Annotated in this window: 10 protein-coding genes; 3 read left to right on the forward strand and 7 right to left on the reverse strand. The window is 69.1% G+C overall.

Annotated elements, in window-relative coordinates; translation table 11 throughout:
• The first annotated feature begins 47 nt into the window (after window positions 1–47).
• On the forward strand, window positions 48–1124 hold the full coding sequence (locus ACFWB8_RS21850) for a LacI family DNA-binding transcriptional regulator (RefSeq protein WP_385229419.1): 1077 nt from the start codon (window positions 48–50) through the stop codon (window positions 1122–1124).
• 234 nt (window positions 1125–1358) lie between these two features.
• Here ACFWB8_RS21850 and ACFWB8_RS21855 read toward each other — a convergent pair whose 3' ends face one another.
• From ACFWB8_RS21855 to ACFWB8_RS21875, 5 genes are all read right to left on the reverse strand, one after another.
• Window positions 1359–2399, reverse strand: a complete 1041-nt coding sequence (locus tag ACFWB8_RS21855; RefSeq protein ID WP_385229422.1) for an aldose epimerase family protein — start codon at window positions 2397–2399, stop codon at window positions 1359–1361.
• 191 nt (window positions 2400–2590) lie between these two features.
• Window positions 2591–3613: a galactofuranose ABC transporter, permease protein YjfF gene (gene yjfF / locus ACFWB8_RS21860; RefSeq protein ID WP_385229425.1), complete on the reverse strand. Its 1023-nt coding sequence runs from the start codon at window positions 3611–3613 to the stop codon at window positions 2591–2593.
• Window positions 3610–4710 carry an ABC transporter permease gene (locus tag ACFWB8_RS21865; protein WP_385229428.1) on the reverse strand — a complete coding sequence of 367 codons (1101 nt, stop codon included), beginning with the start codon at window positions 4708–4710 and terminating at the stop codon, window positions 3610–3612. The genes yjfF and ACFWB8_RS21865 overlap by 4 nt, the downstream gene beginning before the upstream one ends.
• On the reverse strand, window positions 4707–6266 hold the full coding sequence (locus ACFWB8_RS21870) for a sugar ABC transporter ATP-binding protein (RefSeq protein ID WP_385229431.1): 1560 nt from the start codon (window positions 6264–6266) through the stop codon (window positions 4707–4709). Before ACFWB8_RS21870 ends, ACFWB8_RS21865 begins: the two co-directional genes overlap by 4 nt.
• 94 nt (window positions 6267–6360) lie before the next feature.
• Entirely contained in the window at window positions 6361–7359 is a 999-nt protein-coding gene (locus ACFWB8_RS21875) for an ABC transporter substrate-binding protein (protein ID WP_385229434.1), read from the reverse strand.
• Between the two features lie 880 nt (window positions 7360–8239).
• On the opposite strand from ACFWB8_RS21875, the gene ACFWB8_RS21880 reads away from it, so the two are divergent.
• On the forward strand, window positions 8240–10858 hold the full coding sequence (locus tag ACFWB8_RS21880; protein ID WP_385229437.1) for an RICIN domain-containing protein: 2619 nt from the start codon (window positions 8240–8242) through the stop codon (window positions 10856–10858).
• Between the two features lie 472 nt (window positions 10859–11330).
• Here ACFWB8_RS21880 and ACFWB8_RS21885 read toward each other — a convergent pair whose 3' ends face one another.
• Window positions 11331–13328, reverse strand: a complete 1998-nt coding sequence (locus ACFWB8_RS21885) for a ricin-type beta-trefoil lectin domain protein (protein WP_385229440.1) — start codon at window positions 13326–13328, stop codon at window positions 11331–11333.
• A 417-nt stretch (window positions 13329–13745) separates the two neighbouring features.
• On the reverse strand, window positions 13746–15167 hold the full coding sequence (locus ACFWB8_RS21890) for a lectin (RefSeq protein WP_385229443.1): 1422 nt from the start codon (window positions 15165–15167) through the stop codon (window positions 13746–13748).
• A gap of 474 nt (window positions 15168–15641) precedes the next feature.
• Between ACFWB8_RS21890 and ACFWB8_RS21895 the strand changes: the two genes are divergently transcribed.
• Complete coding sequence (locus tag ACFWB8_RS21895; RefSeq protein ID WP_385229446.1) at window positions 15642–17183, forward strand: non-reducing end alpha-L-arabinofuranosidase family hydrolase; 1542 nt, start codon at window positions 15642–15644, stop codon at window positions 17181–17183.
• The last annotated feature ends 378 nt before the right edge of the window (window positions 17184–17561 follow it).

Below are 17561 nucleotides of genomic sequence, written 5' to 3' on the forward strand. Positions count from 1 at the left end.
TGCGTACGGGCCGCGGCTGGTTCGGTTCCTTGAGGGAAGGCCGCTCGATGAGGAAGGGAAGAGAGTTGACCCAGCTCCCAGACGTCTCGCGAGCGCCCACGATGACGGACGTCGCGCGCGTCGCCGGCGTGTCCCATCAGACCGTTTCACGGGTGCTCAGCGACCACCCGAACGTCAGCGCCAAGACCCGGGCCGCGGTGACGCAGGTCATCGAGCAGCTGGGGTACCGCCGTAACTCGGCAGCCCGGGCTCTGGCCACTCGCCGGACCCACACGCTGGGCGTCATCGCGGTCAACACCACTCTGCACGGGCCCGCCAGCACCTTGGCGGGAGTTCAAGAGGCGGCTCGGGACCGCGGCTACCTGACGTCCGCCGTCACGCTTCGGACCGCCACGCGGACAGCCCTCGCCGAAGCCATGCAGCACCTCGCCGGGTGGGGTGTGGAAGGGATCGTCGCCGTCACTCCCCAACGCGACGCGGTGAGGGCCCTGGCGGCATTGGAAGCACCGTGCCCGGTGGTCACCGTGGAAGGCGGCCACACCCTGGACCTGCCAGGGGTGTCGCTGGACCAGAACCTCGGCGCTCGCATGATCACGGAACATCTTCTCGCGTCGGGCCACGCCACCGTGTGGCACGTCGCAGGCCCTCCCGACTGGCTCGAGAGCGAGGCCCGCACGCAGGGGTGGGAGGACGCGCTACGAGATGCCGGTGCCGAGGTGCCACCCCTGCTGCGCGGCGACTGGAGTCCGCTGTCGGGATACCAGGCCGGCCAGCAGCTCGCGGGTCGGGTCCGGGCGTCACGAGGGCGGGGAGCGGGCCTCACCGCGGTGTTCGTCGCCAACGACCAGATGGCGCTCGGTGTCCTGCGGGCCTTGCGGGAAGCGGGCCTGCGCACGCCGCAGGACGTGGCGGTCGCCGGCTTCGACGACATCCCGGAGGCGGAATTCTTCCCACCCCCGCTGACGACGATCCGTCAGGACTTCACCCAGCTCGGCCGCGACAGCATCGGGCTGCTCCTGGACCACATCGAAGGCCGGACTGACGAGTCGACGCACCTGGTGGTGGCGCCCGAGCTCATCGTGCGCGCCAGTACGGCCCGCAGGAGCCCTCCCCCCAGGGAATGACCCCCACCCCGCCGCAGAGGCGCCGTAATGCGGAGGCGTTCGCTGAGGGAACGCCGCCGCACTACGGCGCTCCGGGCGAACGTGCGGCCGACACACGGGAACCACCGACGGTCTCGCCCGGGCCGGGCCGGCACGCCCCGGGTACGGCGAAGCGGTCGGCGCCGGAGATCTTCGCGGCTCTGGATCAGCAGACGACGGCCGTACCGACCGCGGATGCGACCGGCGCCACCCCTCTCAGGCAGTGACCGTGGTGAAACTGTGGATGGTGGTGGACCGGTACAGCTCACCCGGGCGCAGGAGGACCGTCGGGTAGTCGGGGCGGTTCGGGGAGTCGGGGAAGTGCTGGGTTTCCAGCGCGACCCCCGCGTAGGCACGGTACGACGTGCCTCCCTTGCCCGTGATGTCGCCGGTCAGGCCTTGGGCGGTGTAGACCTGGATGCCCGGTTCCGTGGTGCGCACGTCCATGCGGCGGCCGGATACGGGGGCGTACAACACGGCGGCCTTCCGAGGACGGGCTCGCCGGGCGCCGTCGAGGACCCAGTTGTGGTCGAATCCGCCGCCCGCGAGGACCAGTTGCGCATCCGTGTGGCTCAGGACGTCGGAGAGCCGCCGGTGCCGGCGAAGGTCGAACGGGGTGTCGCTGACCGGGCGGTGAGGGCCGTCGGGGATCAGCTCGGCGTCGACGGGGGTGTAGAGGGGGGCCTCTACCTGGAGGTGGTGGGACAGGACGTTGCCGCGCCCCTCCCCTTCGAGGTTCCAGTAGGCGTGGTTGGTGAGGTTCACGATCGTCGGCGCGTCGGCGACCGCCTGGTACGACAGGGTCAGGTTGTCAGCCCGGTCCAGGGTGTAGGTGACGCGGACGTTCAGGGCACCGGGGAATCCCTGGTCGCCGTCGGGGCTGTGCAGGAAGAGGCGGACACCGGTGCGGTGCGCGGAGTGGAAGGGTTCGCACCGCCACACGCGCTGGTCGAACCCGTCGGGACCGCCGTGCAGCGTGTGCCCGTTCTCCTGGGTGGCAAGCCGGTGGGTGACGCCGTCGACGACGAGCCGGCCGCCGGCAATGCGGTTGGCGTATCGGCCCACCGTCGCACCGAAGTAGCGTGCGGAGCCCTCGAAGGCGGCGGGATCGCGGGCGGCGAGCACCACGTCGGCAGTCTGGCCCCAGCGGTCCGGCAGGGTCAGGGAACGGAGGCGGGCGCCGCGCGTGTGGACCTCCGCGCGGGCCCGGCCGGGGAAGCCGAACCGCCACCTCTCCCCCGTTCTTTCGTCGGCCATGCGGAGGGGGCGGCCCGCCGGCGGACAGGCGGCGGTCTGCCCGGGCTCAATGGCCTGGTCAGCAGATGCGTATACGTGTTCCATGGTGGTGTGTTCCCTGGAAGTCGGTCCCTCGGAGGGCGTGCCGGGGCAATCTGTGATCGCGGCACTCGAACGCGGTGGCACGGGCCGATGGGCAGAGGAGCCGGGAGTCAGTCGACGGCAGGGCGGCGTCCACTCATCAGGCGTTGCAGCACGATGAACACGAGCAGCAGGGCACCGATGACGATCCGGGTCCACCAGGAGCTGAGCGTGCCCTGGAAGTTGACGACCGTCTGGATCATGCCGAGGACGAGCACGCCGAGGGCGGTGCCCAGGACGAAGCCGGAACCTCCGGTCAGCAGCGTGCCGCCGATCACGGTGGCGGCGATCGCGTCGAGTTCCATGCCCATGGCGTGGAGGGCGTAGCCGGAGAGCATGTAGAAGGTCAGCAGCAGGCCGCCGAGTGCGGAGCACAGGCCGCTGACGGCGTATACGGCGACCTTGGTGGAGCCCACCGGAAGACCCATCAGGCGTGCGGAAGGCTCATTGCCGCCCAGCGCGTACACGTTGCGGCCGAAGCGCGTGTGGTGCAGTACGACGAAGGCGATCACCAGCACGGCCAGGGCGATGACCACCGGGATCGAGACGAACAGTCCCCCCGGGCCGTACAGCCGGGTCTGCGCGATTCCCGCCGTGGTGGGGTCGCTGATCGTGATGGATTCGGTGCTGATCGTGTAGCAGAGCCCGCGGGCGAGGAACATGCCGGCCAGGGTGACGACGAACGGCTGGATCTCGAAGGTGTGGATGATCCAGCCCATGAGCGCCCCGCTCGCGGCGCCGACCAGCAGGACCAGGGGAATGACGGTGGCCAGGGGCCAGCCGTGCGACTCGACCAGCCAGGCGGTGAGCATGGTCGACAGGGCCACCATGGAGCCGACGGACAGATCGATGCCGCCGGTGAGGATGACGAAGGTTGCCCCGACCGCGACGACCAGGAGGAATCCGTTGTCGATCAGCAGGTTCAGCACGACTTGCGCGGAGAGGAAGCCCTCGTAGCGCACCGATCCGACGCTGAACATGACGACCAGCAGGACGGCCGTGACGATCAGTGGGATACGGGTGCGGGTGCGCGGGGACACGGTCGCGAAGGGGCGGGTGAGTTGCGCGGCGGCGCTCGCGATGCCGGTACTCATGCGCGTACCTCCTGCTGCTGCGGGGCGGCACCCGCCGTGGTGTGGGATCTGGGAGTGGTCGTCCTGCGGCGGCGCAGGACCTTGGCCCGGAAGACCGGGGACTGCACGAGGCAGACGACGATGACGACGAAGGCCTTGAAGACGAGGGTGGTCTCGGGTGGTACGCCGAGGGTGTAGACGGTGGTGGACAGGGTCTGGATGATCAGGGCGCCCAGGACGGTGCCGCCGAGGGAGAAGCGTCCTCCGGTCAGGGCGGTGCCGCCGACGACGACGGCGAGGATCGCGTCGAGTTCGATCCACAGACCGGCATTGTTGCCGTCGGCGCTGGAGACGTTCGAACTGATCATCAGCCCGGCGACGGCGGCGCACAGCGCGCTGAAGACGTAGACCAGGGCGAGCAGACCGCCGGCGCGGATGCCGACCAGGCGGCTGGCGGCGGGGTTGCCGCCTACGGACTCGATCAGCATGCCGAGTGCGCTGCGACGGGTGATGAAGGCGGTGAGTGCGACGAGGGCGGTTGCCAAGAGGACGGCGAACGGGAAGGTCAGCCAGTGGCCGCCTCCGATCATCTTGTAGGGGGCGCTGGTCACCGTGATGATCTGGCCGTCGGTGATCAGCTGGGCGACGCCGCGGCCCGCGACCATGAGGATCAAGGTGGCCACGATGGGCTGCACCCCCAGCCCGGACACCAGGAAGCCGTTGGCGAGGCCCAGCACGAGGGCGACGCCGAGCGCGAGGGCGACGGCCGTGAGCATGGTGGCGACGCTGCCGGGATGAGCGGCGGTGGAGATGTGCCCACAGGCGAGGGCACCGGCGATGGCGACGGTGGAACCCACCGAGAGGTCGATGCCGCGGGTGGCGATGACGAGGGTCATGCCGAGCGCCACCAGGGTGAGGGGCGCACCGAACTGGAGGATGTCGATGAGGCTGCCGTAGAGGTGGCCGTCGCGTACGCGGACGGAGAAGAAGTCGTGGTGGAACGCGAGGTTTCCGAGGAGCAGGGCGAGCAGGACGAGCGTTGGCCATAGCAGGCGGTGGCCGGCCAGTCGCCTCCCGATTCCGCCGACCGCCTTGGACTTGGCAGGCTGGGGGGTCATGAGTCCGCTCCGGTGGCGATGGTCGTGAGTATGCGTTCGGGCGTGACGCTGTCGTCGTTCCTGAGGGTGGCCACCATGCGGTGGTCGCGGAGCACGGCGATGTGGTGGCTCAGGCGCAGGACCTCTTCGAGTTCCGCCGAGATGAACAGCACGGCGGTGCCTTCGCCGGCCAGGCGGGCCACGAGTTTCTGGATCTCCGCCTTGGCCCCGATGTCGATGCCCCTGGTGGGTTCGTCGAGGATCAGGAGCCGGGGTGCGGTCAGCAGCCAGCGCGCGAGGAGGACTTTCTGCTGGTTGCCTCCGCTGAGGTGGCGTACCTGCGCTTCGGGGTCGGCGGGGCGGATGTCCAGGGCTTCGATCCAGTGCTGTGCCAGTTCGTCCTGTTTCGCACGGGCCAGCGGCCTGGTCCAGCCGCGGGCGGCCTGCAGAGCGAGGATGATGTTCTCGCGGACAGTGAGCTCGCCCACCAGTCCCTCGGACTTGCGGTTCTCGGAGCAGAACGCGATGCCTCGGGCGATGGCGTGGCGGGGGGTGCGCAGGAGTACCTTCTTGCCCTCGATGCTCACTTCTCCGGCGTCCGCGCTGTCCGCGCCGAACAGGAGGCGCGCCACCTCGGTGCGGCCCGAGCCCAGCAGGCCGGCCAGTCCGATGACCTCGCCGGCATGGATGTCGAGGTCGTACGGTTCGATCGAGCCCGTGCGGGTCAGTTGTCGTGCCCGGAGGAACGGTTCGCTGGTCGCCCGTTCGGCCGCTTCCTCGTGGGCACGGTCGGACAACTGGTCGAGGGTGGCCAGTTCTCCGCCGATCATGCGCTGTACCAGCGTCACCGGTGTGAGTTCGCCTATGGGGTACTCGCCTTCCAGGTGGCCGTTGCGCAGGATGGTGACGCGGTCGCAGAGCTCGAACACCTGGTCGAGGAAGTGCGTGACGAACAGGATGGCCACACCGCGATCCCGCAGGCGCCTCACCAGCGTGAAGAGCTGGGCGACCTCCTCGCGATCCAGGCTGGAGGTGGGTTCGTCCAGCACGAGCACCTTCGCCGAGACGTCCACCGCCCGGACGATGGCGACCAGCTGCTGCACCGCCAGGGAGTGCGAACCGAGAAGACTGGTGACGTCCAGGTCGAGGTCCAGTCCCGTCAGCAGCTCTGCCGCCCGCTGCCGCATCGCGGACCAGTGGATGAGACCGAACCGGCGCGGTTCGCGCCCGATGAGGATGTTCTCGGCGACCGAGATGTTCGGGCAGAGGTTGACCTCCTGGTAGACGGTGCTGATTCCGGCCTGCTGCGCCTGGAGGGGGTCTCCGAACCTGTGGGGCCGGCCGTCCACGAGGACGGTGCCGCCGTCGGCGGGGTGGACACCGGTGAGCACCTTGATCAAGGTGGACTTCCCGGCGCCGTTCTCGCCCATCAGGGCGTGCACCTCACCGGGGAAGAGTCGCAGGGCGACTGCGTCGAGGGCGAGCACGCCCGGGAACTGCTTGCGGATGTCCTGGGCTTCCAGGACCGGCCGCGGGCCGCCGGCGTCCGTGGGCCGCGGGGTGGACGGGGATGCCATCCGCCCTCCTCTCATGGGTGGGGTGGTGGAGCGGGCTCCGGACGGTGAAGGAGGCACCGAGGCCGGGCCTCCTCCGGCACCGGAACGTGCCGCGTCAGTAGTTCCGGGACGGCAGCGCGGCCGCGGCCTTGTCCTGCGGGAAGACACCCTCCTCGGTTTCGACACGAGTCGGCACGTTCTCCCCTGCCGCGACCTTCTTGGTCAGCTCCATCAGCTGGTCACCGAGCAGCGGGTTGCACTCCACCACGACGTTGATCTTGCCCTCGGCCATCGCGACGAAGGCGTCCTTGATTCCGTCCACCGAGATCACCTTGATGTCCGTCCCGGGCTTCTTGCCGGACTCCTCGATGGCCTGGATGGCGCCGAGGGCCATGTCGTCGTTGTGGGCGTAGAGGACGTCGATGTCCTTCTCGGACTTCAGGAACGCCTGCATGACTTCCTTGCCCTTGGCGCGGGTGAAGTCGCCCGACTGCGAGGCAACGATCTTGAACTTGTTGTCGGCGCGGATGACGTCGGCGAAGCCGGCCTTGCGGTCGTTGGCGGGTGCGGAGCCCGTGGTGCCCTGGAGCTCGACGATGTTGACCGGGCCCTGCTCGTTCGCGTATGCGCTGGTCAGCCACTCGCCCGCGGACTTGCCCTCCTTGACGAAGTCCGAGCCCAGGAAGGTCTTGTAGAGGGAGGTGTCCTTGGTGTCCACGGCGCGGTCGGTGAGGATGACCGGGATGCCTGCGTCCTTGGCCTCCTTCAGCACCGTGTCCCAACCGGACTCCACGACCGGCGAGAAGGCGATGACGTCGACCTTCTGCTGGATGAAGTTGCGGATCGCCTTGATCTGGTTCTCCTGCTTCTGCTGCGCGTCGGAGAACTTGAGGGTGATCCCGGCCTTCTTCGCCGCCTCCTGGACGGACTTGGTGTTGGCGGTACGCCAACCGCTCTCGGCGCCGACCTGGGCGAAGCCGAGCGTGATCGTGCCGTCGGAGCCTCCCTTGGCTCCCGAGGGGGAGCCGGAGGCGGGGCCCTCGGTCGAGCAGGCGGTCAACGCCGAGGAGGCGAGAAGGGCGGCGGCGAGGACGAGAGCTGCTCTGCGGGCCATGTCGAGTGTCCTTTCAGGGTGTACGGATGAGGGCGCCGCACGGCCGGGGCCGGGCTTTGCCCAATAGGGGTCCCGGGAGTGCCGCGCTGCACGGCGGCCGGGGCGGCCGGCGTCTGAGTCAGGTCGGGACCGGCAGGAGAGGGATCCCCTTGAGGAGAGGGCGCCGTCGCATTGTGAGCGCTAACAAGCCATGTTCTCAACCCCCTTGCGCGCGTTACCTGTCCGTTACCGCGTCGGGTGCGGCAACGAGGCGGGCTCCCTTTCTTCGCGACGCCATCGACCCCGCCCCACTACCCGGATTCACCGACTCGAGCCGAGTCGACGGCAGATCGCGCCGTCCGACGTATACGGAGGCTGCTGCGCCGGTGGGGCTCACGCGCGACCCACGCAGACCTCTTGTGGATCGACATTGTTAGCGCTCACACCGTGTGTACCGCCCGGCGTGCACCGTCCTGCCCACGCTGGCCGACGGGACGCCCCTCGCCGAGACGGAGCTCGCCGGACGGCCGCGCGCGTGGCCGCGAGCGCCGCGACCGCCGCCGTCCGCGCCTCCGCACTCGGCGCGCAAGCCGTCCAATCCGGACGGCACTTCGGGACCGCGGTGGCCGCCGGAAGGCTCGGCGACAGCCCGTACAACACGATCCTGGACCGCGAGTTCAACTCGGTCACCCGAGAACGAGATGAAGTGCCCAGGACCCCAAGGCCGCCAACATCGCCCAGACGCTGATCAACACCTGCCTCACTACGAGGTGACCTGAAAAAAGATTCCGGCCCGAGGCAACCTTTTGCGGAGTCTGCGACCACAAGGAGTCGGATCCGGCCGTACCGGAGTCTGGATCCGCCTTTTGTCCGGTGAACGGCACGCTAAGGAGCACATCCCATGAAAAACCCCACGAACGGCGGGCGCCGCGGGCGCCACCGCCGTCGCTGGACCGCGACGAGCCTGCTGCTCGGCGTCCCCGCCATCGTCGTGCCGTATCTCCTGTTCGTGCAGGAGAACTCACAAGCCGCGACGGTTGACGGCGATGCCTACTACCTGCTGGTTTCCGTGCGCAGCGGCAAGGTGATGGACGTCAACGGATTCTCCACCGCCGACGGCACCCGTATCCAGCAGTGGACCGACCAGCACACCGCCAACCAGCAGTGGAGACTGAAGCCCGCCGGGGACGGCTACTACGAGCTGGTGAACCGCAACAGCGGCAAAGTGCTGGGCATAGCAGGCGATTCGACCGCCCAGGGCGCCGCCGCCGAGCAGCAGACCGACAGTTCCTCCACCTCCCAGGAGTGGCGGATCGACGAGGTGAGCGGTTCCGACGCCGTCACCTTCACCTCCCGCAGGAGCGGCCGGGTCCTGGACGTCTCCGGAGACTCCACGGCCGACGGCGCGGCAGTCATCCAGTACCAGGGCAAGGGCAGCACCAACCAGCAGTGGAAGCTGGTGAAAACGGCCAAGGCCCAGGCGGCCGGAACCGGACCGTATGTATGGAACAACGCCCAGGTGGTGGGCGGCGGTTACGTCACCGGGCTGGTGTTCAACCCCCGCGAGAAGGGCCTGCTGTACGCGCGCACCGACATGGGCGGCGCCTACCGCTGGGACGCCACGGCCGAGCAATGGATCCCGCTGACCGACTGGGCCGGCGAGAAGGACTGGAACCTGCTGGGCATCGATTCGCTGGCCACCGACCCCGTCGACCCCAACCGTCTCTACGTCGCTGCGGGCACCTACACCAACGACTGGGCGGGCAACGCCGAGATGCTGCGCTCCACGGACCGGGGCCGCACCTTCCAGCGCACCGCTCTGCCGTTCAAGCTGGGCGCCAACGAACACGGCCGCGGGGCGGGCGAGCGGCTGGCGATCAACCCCGCGGACAACGGCACCCTGCTGCTGGGCACCCGCAAGAACGGCCTGTGGCGCAGCACCGACCACGGCGTGACATGGAGTCAGGTCTCCTCGTTCCCCGTCAAGGACGGGGCGAGCAGCGGCGCGGGCATCGCCTTCGTGACGTACGGCCCGGCCGGCAGCAGGACGGTCTACGTCGGTGTCGCCGACAAGTCCACCTCCCTGTACCGGTCCACCGACGGCGGCAGCACCTGGCAGGCCGTCTCCGGGCAGCCCACCGGCGAGATGCCGCAGCACGGCGTGGTCTCCGGTGACGGCTCGCTGTACCTGGCGTACGCCAACTCCATCGGCGACGCAACGGCGGGTTCGGTGTGGAAGTACACGCCGGCCGGCGGGGCGTGGAAGAACGTCTCCCCGTCCCAGGGCAACTACGGGTTCTCCGGTCTGGCCGTCGACCCGCAGAAGCCGTCCACGGTGATGGTCACCACCCTCCACCGCTGGTGGCCCCAGGACGAGCTGTACCGGAGCACCGACGGCGGCACGACCTGGAAGGCACAGGCCGCGAAATCGGAGCGGGACGCCTCCGGCGCGCCTTACGTCGGTACCGGCATCGGGCACTGGATGACCGCCCTGGCCATCGACCCCTTCAACTCCGGGCACGTGCTGTACGGCACCGGCAGCGGCATCTGGCGCAGCAAGGACGCCACCGCCACCGACAACGGCGGCACCAGCCACTGGATCGTGGGGTCCCGAGGGCTGGAGGAGACCTCGCTGATGGACGCGATCGCCCCGCCCGGGGGCGCCACCGTCATCACCGGCATGGGCGACCTGGGCGGTTTCCGCCACGAATCCCTGACGAAGGTGCCCGCCGGGCGGCTGGACAACCCGATGATGATCACCAGCACCGACATCGATTTCGCCCAGTCCAACCCGTCGCTGATGGTCCGCGTCGGCCGTGGCGGCACGAAGGACGGCGCCTACTCCACCGACGGCGGCAGCAGCTGGAGCGGCTTCCAGTCAGAGCCGGTGGGCAGCGCCGACAGCGGCCATGTCGCGCTCGCGGCGGACGGCTCCGACATCGTCTGGACCGAGGCCGGTCAGGCCCCGTACCGCTCGACCGACAAGGGGGCGAGCTGGTCGAAGGTCAGCGGCCTGGGCGCCGGCGCCGTGGTCGTCGCCGACCGCTCCTCGGCCAAGACCTTCTACTCACTGGCCGACGGCACGCTCAGCGCCAGCACGGACGGCGGCGCGACCTTCACCGCCCGCGCCACCAACCTGCCGGCCGGCCGGCTCACGGCCGTCCCCGGCATCGCCGGGGACCTGTGGATCTCCGGCGGCGGCAAGGGGCTGCTGCACTCCACCGACGGCGGCCGCACCTTCACCACGCTCACCACGGTGCGGGCCGCCTCCGCGCTCGGCTTCGGCAAGGCAGCGCAGGGCGCCGACTACCAGGCCCTGTACCTGATCGGCACCGTCAAGGACGTCACCGGAGTCTTCCGCTCCACCGACAAGGGCGCCACCTGGCTCCGCGTCAACGACGACGCCCACCAGTGGGGCAGCATCGGCGGCGTCGGCGTCATCACCGGCGACCCCGACACCTACGGGCGCGTCTACGTCGGAACCAACGGACGCGGCCTCCAGTACGGCGACCCGTCCTGACCCCAGCGCCCGAGCCCGAGCGGGGCCGCAGACACAACGGCCTGCGGCCCCGCCATGGCTGAGGGACCTCGCTTCGCCCTGCATGAGCCCCGGGCACCGGGCCTGCCCGGGCGACGGCCCTCGGATGCTCTCCGGGGTCGGCGGGGGTGAGAGGCCGGCGCACACCCTGGCGGGGCCGATGGCGCAGGTGCAGCGGTCCGGTTGCCCGCTGCGGGGTGCAGATCGGGCGGGGTACCCGCCAAACCGCAGCTCCGGCACGTCCTCGCCCGGGGCCAGTCCGCCTTCACCCTGTGCGGCAACCGCCTGCAGTCGGAGCACCGCCACCGCACTGACGTCGGACGGGGCAGCGCGGTGGGGCAGCACCGTGCGCACTCGGCCGCCGCCGGCACCCTCGCCTGCCAGCCCGGAGCCGCGCACCCTCCCACGCCCGGGGGTCATGCGGCCTTCGGTGCCAACATGACTGCAGGGTGCGTCAGTTGAGCGTCCACCTCTGGTTGTTCTGGCCGTTGCAGCTCCACGGGATCATCCTGGTGCCATTGACGGCCGCGCCGCCCTCGGCGTCGAGGCACAGGCCCGACGCGTTGTTGGTGACGCTGCCGTTGGAGTTGACGGTCCATTTCTGGTTCGTGGCGTTGGTGCAGTCCCACAGGATGACCTTGGTGCCGTTCGCCGCGCCGCCTCCCTCCGCGTCCAGGCACTTGTTGCCGTAGACGACGAGCTCGTTGCGCGAGGTCTGGGTGAAGGTCTCGTTCCGGCCGCCGGAACAGTCCCACGGGACGGCCTGGCTGCCGTTGGCGACAGAGTTCATCGCGAAGTCGACGCAGCGGTTGGCAGCGGCGGTGACGAGGGCGACACCGTTGGTGCCGGGGATGCTCTGGACGCGGATGGCGTCGATGTCGGGCACGGTGCTGCCGGGGACGGTGGCGAAGCGCACGGTGTTCGTGCCCTTGGCCAGGTGGGCCAGTACGGATACGGTCCGGTAGCTCGCGGCGGAGCCCGTGGTCGGGAAGGACATCTCGTACGAGTACTGGCCGTTGACCTGGATGGTGGCCTTGCGGGCGGAGCTTCCGCCGTTGGCGTAGGCGATGTCCACGAGCTTGGTGCCCGCCGCGCCGGCGGTGATGCCGGTGAAGGTGGGTGTGGTGGCGGTCGTGGTGTCCTCGAAGGTGGCGCTGGATGCTTCGGTGCCGGACACGGTCAGCAGCACGGCGTCGTTCGCCGGGACGGTGGTGGTGTAGCTGCTGGCGAACGATCCGACGTCGGCGCGCGACCAGTCGTTGCGCACCGAGGTGGAGACCGTGGTCAGGCCGAGGTCGGCCCAGCGGACGGCCATCTGGGCGGAGGATCCGGTGCGGTTGAGCAGCAGTACGGCACGTTTTCCGGTTCCGGAGAGCACCTTTGAGTACACCTGGAGGTTCCTGGTGTCCTCGGCGACCTTGACGCCCTGCAGCCCGCGCGGGTCCTGGTCGACGGCGAGGACCTCGGGCTGGGTGAGGACGTCGCGGGTGGTGGTGCTCATTGTGGCCAGGTTGTTGCCGGCCAGCAGCGGTGCCCCGGACATCGCCCACAGGCTCATGTGCAGTCGGTTTTGGGCTGCGTTCAGCCCGTTCATCCCGACCATCAGCATGTCGAGGTCGTTGTGGTAGCCGGTGTGCTGCGCTGCCGGGTGGATTCCCTGGTCGAAGTTGGTGAGCATCTTGGCCGTGTCCGCCGTCTGGCCGAAAAAGATGATGTCGTTGCTGGTACGCCACAGGTCGCCGGTACCCGGTGCCCAGTTCCAGGTCAGGCCGGTTCCCCACTCGCAGACTGACAGGACGAGTCTGCGGCCGGTGACGGCGCTCGCGGCTTCGTGGGCGGTGGCGATCGCCTTGTACGTCGCTTCCTGGTTCAGCTTTTCCTCACGACCGCCACAGAAGTCGATCTTGACGTAGTCGAAGCCCCAGCGCTGGAAGGTCTCCAGGTCCTGCTGGTAGTGGCCCTCCATGCCGGTGTGGGGGGCGGCGGGCCGGGTGGTGGGGAAGTAGAAGCCGCAGCCCTGCTTGCCCGCGTCGGTGTAGATACCGGCCTTGAGGCCCTTGCCGTGGATGTAGTCGGCGACAGCCTTCATGCCACCGGGCCATAGGTTCTCGTTCACGGCGATGTTGCCGTTCGCATCACGAGCGCCCTGCCACCAGCCGTCGTCGAGGTTGATGTAGTCGTACCCGGCGGCAGCCATGCCCGAGGAGACCAGTGCGTCGGCCTGCTGCTTGATGACGTTGAAATCGATGCTGCTGGCGAAGGTGTTCCAGGAGGCCCAGCCGAGCGGCGGCGGAGTGACGCCGATCTGGGTGGTGCTGACGGCAGCCGGTTCTGCGTGCAGGGGCACCGCCGACTGCCGGCCGCCGATGGCGGCCAGCCCGGTGAGGGCGAGTACGAGGGTGAGGACCTGGGCGGCGATCCGACGGGTCCATCTCGGTCTGGTGTGCGGCATGCGACTCTCCGGAGGGCGAATGGAACACGTTTCAGCGAAGGGAATCGCTGACTGTCAACGCACACATGGCGGGCGGGCGGTGGGTCCGACGATCTGGCCGCCGACGACCTGATCACCCTGTGGCAGCGCTGGGAGCGGTTGCGCCAGGCCAGGTACCCGCTCGCCTACGCCCGTGGCTGAAGGACACCAGGAGCCGGCAGGCACTGCCCGCCGATGCCTTCACCGTCACCGTGCAGGACGACGGCCGGTGCAGTGGTGTACCGCTGGACCCTCGGGCCGGCCCGCAAGGTAACGGCCGGGCACCATGCCTTCGCCGGCCAGTACGCGACCACGCCGCCGGGGGCTTCACCCCCGGCGCGATGAGGACCGGCGCGTAGCCTTCGGGCGTGCGCCGACCACCGCCTCGGCCAAGGCCGGTCAGGTGCGGGTCCAGCGTTGGTTGGCGCCGCCGTTGCAGGTCCAGATGGCGAGTTTGGTGCCGTTCGCGGTCGCCTTGGCGGGAACGTCCAGGCACTTGCCCGCGCCGACCGCGGTGATGGTGCCGTCAGCGTTGAGCCGCCACTGCTGGTTGGGCTGTCCACCGCAGTCCCAGATGATCACGCTCGTGCCGTCCGCGGCGCCCCGGCCGCTCACGTCCAGGCACTTGTTCCCGTACACCCGCAGCTCACCGGCGGACGTCACCGTCCACTGCTGGTTGGACTGCCCACCGCAGTCCCAGATCTGCGCCTGCGCCCCGCTGGTCTGCGAGGCACCCGAGACGTCCAGGCACCTGCCCGAACCCACACCCTTGATCGCACCCGTGGCGGCGGGGGCGGCGGCGTTCAGCGCGTCCAGGACCGCGTAGTAGGCGGGCTTCTTCGTGTAGGTGCCGTCGAGGAGAAGAGGTGTGTCGGAGGCGCGCCAGGAGTACTTGTCGGTGACGCCCCAGGCGGTGATGCCGGTGCAGCGGGCCACGGCCAGGCAGGACCGGGTGACGCTTCGGTAGGCGTCGGCCTGGGCGCTACCGGAGCCGGCGATGTCGAGTTCAGTGACCTGTACGTCTACGCCAAGGGAGGCGAACTGGGCTAAATTCTGCTGGTAGTTGCCCGGAACCTGGCCGAAGTGCGACTGGAGGCCGACGCAGTCGATCGGGACGTCGCGCGCCTTGAAGTCGCGGACCATGTTGTAGACGCCTTGGGTCTTGGCCGCGGTGGCGTCGTCGATGTTGTAGTCGTTGTAGCAGAGCTTGGCGCCGGGATCGGCCGCCCGGGCGGCGCGGAATGCCTCCTCGATGAAGCCGTTGCCGAGCTTCTGCTGGAAGACCGAGCTGCGCAGGGTGCCGACGGGGCCGCCGTCGGCGAATGCTTCGTTGACTACGTCCCAGGAGTAGACCTTGCCCCGGTAATGGCCCGTCACGTTGGCGATGTGGTTGTTCATCGCAGAGCGGACCTCGGTGGCAGAGCTCAGGTTCTGTACCCAGCCGGGCAGTTGGGCGTGCCACACCAGGGTGTGGCCGCGCACCTTCATGCCCTTGTCCAGGGCGTGGTTGACGATCTGGTCGGCGCCGCCGTACGTGAATGTGTTGCGGGACGGCTCGGTGGCGTCCCACTTCATCTCGTTCTCCGGGGTCACGGCGCTGAACTCCTGGTCGAGGGCCGCGACATAGGCGGTCTCGCCGAGCCGGTTCGCCGCGACGGCGGCGCCGTAGTACCGGCCGCTCTGGGCGGCGGCGCCGCCGAGGGCGCCGGCCTCGGCAGCCGCGACGGGCGCCGTGGTCGCGGTGACGGCGACTGCGACGCCCAGGGCGCCGGCGGTGAGCAGGGCACCGATCCTGCGGGAAGGTACGGGTGGTACGCGCATGGCTGCGCCTCCGTTGTTCGGATCACGGGGTGGGGACCACGAAAGGAACCCTCGTGGTGTCGAGATGACGATCCGCCGCCGGATCGCCGTGGGGCGCGCGGTGGCCTGCCGCCGTCACCACCGGGTTCGGCAGGGGGCGCCTCCGGACCAAAGGGTGGAGGGCGGCCGGCGGACACGTCAAGACGGCCCCGCACGGCCACAGGCGGCCACCCCACCAGTAGTTGAAAATTTCACCGAGGCGGCCCAGGTCAGAGCCGCGCGGCCCGGCGAGCGAACTTGCCGCCGGTGACGGACCTCTTGACGCCAGTTCAGACGCCGTGATTTTCTCCGGTGACCTCACCACCAATCCCCCCAAGCCGCAGGGGAGTTGCCGGACTTCAAATTGTTAACGCTAACAATACGCGAATCCGCAGGGGCATCCCCCATGACGCTTCACGGGCGCCCCCTGCCCTGAATGTGATCAGAGGAGACATCATGACGGGTCTTGGTAGGGCCTCACGGGTCTTGCCGCGGCGTGGCTGGCTCCCCAAAGTGGCTGCCGCGCTGGCGGGAATCCTGTTCGCGAGTCTGCTGGCCGTGGTGAACGCGCAGCAGGCGCAAGCTGCGACGGTCGACGCGGGCAAGTGGTACGTCCTGGTCAACCGGGCGAGCGGGAAGGCCATGGACGACTACAACTTCGTGTCGTCCAACGGCGCTGCCGTCGTGCAGTGGACGCGGACCAACAACGAAGCCCAGCAGTGGCGGTTCGTGGACTCGGGCAACGGCTACCACCGCCTGATGAACCGTAACTCCGGCAAGGTCCTGGACAACTACAACTTCTCCACCGCCGACGGCACCGACATCGTGCAGTGGCAGGACCTCAACGGGACCAACCAGCAGTTCCGGCTGGCGGATTCGACCGGCGGCTACGTGCGGCTGATCAACCGTCAGAGCAGCAAGGCCGTCGAGGTGCAGGGCGCCTCCACGGCGGACGGCGGCAAGGTGGTGCAGTACGCAGACTGGGGCGGCAGCAACCAGCAGTGGCAGCTCGTCCCCGTCGCCGACGTCAACGCGGGCGGTTCGCTGCCGTCGACGTTCGAGTGGAGTTCCAGCGGGGTACTGGCCGGGCCGAAGTCCGATGCCACGCACAACGTGGTCTCGGTCAAGGACTTCTCAGTCATCCGGTACAACGACAAGTGGCAGGTCTACGCGACCGTGGCGAGCACCTCGGGCGGCTGGGGCCTGGTGCACTACAGCTTCGCCGACTGGTCGCAGGCCGCCTCCGCACCGCACACCTTCCTGGACACCTCCGCGATGGGCCCCGGTTACCGGGCGGCGCCGCAGGTCTTCTACTTCGCCCCGCAGAACCTCTGGTACATGGTCTACCAGACCGGCCCGCCCACCTACTCCACGAGCTCCGATCCGAGCAACCCGCACTCCTGGTCCGCGCCGAAGACGTTCATCGCGAGCGAGCCCGCCATCGTCACCCAGAACAAGGGCAACGGCGGCTGGATCGACTTCTGGACGATCTGCGACACCGCCGACTGCTACCTCTTCTTCGCCGACGACAACGGCCACATCTACCGGGCCCAGACCACCCTGGCCAACTTCCCGAACGGCTTCGGCAACACCCAGCTGATCATGTCGGACGCTCCCAACAACCTCTTCGAAGCGTCCAACATCTACAGGGTCCAGGGCAGGAACGAGTACCTGATGGTGGTCGAGGCCATCGGCTCCACCGGCCGCCGCTACTTCCGGTCGTGGACCTCGACCAGCCTCACCGGCACCTGGACACCGCTGGCGGCCACCGAGGCCGGACCGTTCGCGGGCCGCAACAACGTCGCCTTCAACGGAACGCCCTGGACCCAGGACATCAGCCACGGTGAGATGGTCCGGGCCGGCAACGACCAGACCCTGACCATCAACCCCTGCAAGCTCCAGTACGTCTACCAAGGCCTCAGCCCCACCGCGAGCGGCGACTACTCCCAACTCCCCTATCGCATGGGCCTGCTCACCCAGACCAACTCCACCTGCTGACCCTCCTGATCCTCCTGACCCCGAAAAGGTGTCGCCAGGCCCACGGGGCTGGCGGCACGAGGAGCGAACCGGCCTGCGCGCGCGGGAGTGCGGGTTTCGCAGTGGGAGAAGGCACAAGACCACAGCATCCATCAGGTCCTCGAAGAATTCGCGCTGCCGGTCATACGCTGTCGTCGGCGCGGCGGCTGACTTCGCACCCGCGGCCCGCAGCCCGCGGCCCGCGCAGACTCCCGCCCGCATCACGAACTGCAGCGCCGTGTCCTCACCGGCCGCCCACCGCAAGTCGAGCCTCGAGTTCCTGTTGTCCAGGCGGACACGCCGTGTCCCGTGGTGGGCCAACGTACCGGGAGCCGCTGTCACCCCAACAGAACATTTCGT

It is taken from the genome of Streptomyces sp. NPDC060031, from assembly GCF_042736805.1.
Classification (GTDB): domain Bacteria; phylum Actinomycetota; class Actinomycetes; order Streptomycetales; family Streptomycetaceae; genus Streptomyces.

Coding starts and splice junctions, on each gene's coding strand:
- ACFWB8_RS21850 (WP_385229419.1), top strand. CDS start 48: ATGAGGAAGGGAAGAGAGTTGACCCAGCTCCCAGACGTCTCGCGAGCG.
- ACFWB8_RS21855 (WP_385229422.1), bottom strand. CDS start 2,399: ATGGCCGACGAAAGAACGGGGGAGAGGTGGCGGTTCGGCTTCCCCGGC.
- yjfF (WP_385229425.1), bottom strand. CDS start 3,613: ATGAGTACCGGCATCGCGAGCGCCGCCGCGCAACTCACCCGCCCCTTC.
- ACFWB8_RS21865 (WP_385229428.1), bottom strand. CDS start 4,710: ATGACCCCCCAGCCTGCCAAGTCCAAGGCGGTCGGCGGAATCGGGAGG.
- ACFWB8_RS21870 (WP_385229431.1), bottom strand. CDS start 6,266: ATGGCATCCCCGTCCACCCCGCGGCCCACGGACGCCGGCGGCCCGCGG.
- ACFWB8_RS21875 (WP_385229434.1), bottom strand. CDS start 7,359: ATGGCCCGCAGAGCAGCTCTCGTCCTCGCCGCCGCCCTTCTCGCCTCC.
- ACFWB8_RS21880 (WP_385229437.1), top strand. CDS start 8,240: ATGAAAAACCCCACGAACGGCGGGCGCCGCGGGCGCCACCGCCGTCGC.
- ACFWB8_RS21885 (WP_385229440.1), bottom strand. CDS start 13,328: ATGCCGCACACCAGACCGAGATGGACCCGTCGGATCGCCGCCCAGGTC.
- ACFWB8_RS21890 (WP_385229443.1), bottom strand. CDS start 15,167: ATGCGCGTACCACCCGTACCTTCCCGCAGGATCGGTGCCCTGCTCACC.
- ACFWB8_RS21895 (WP_385229446.1), top strand. CDS start 15,642: ATGACGGGTCTTGGTAGGGCCTCACGGGTCTTGCCGCGGCGTGGCTGG.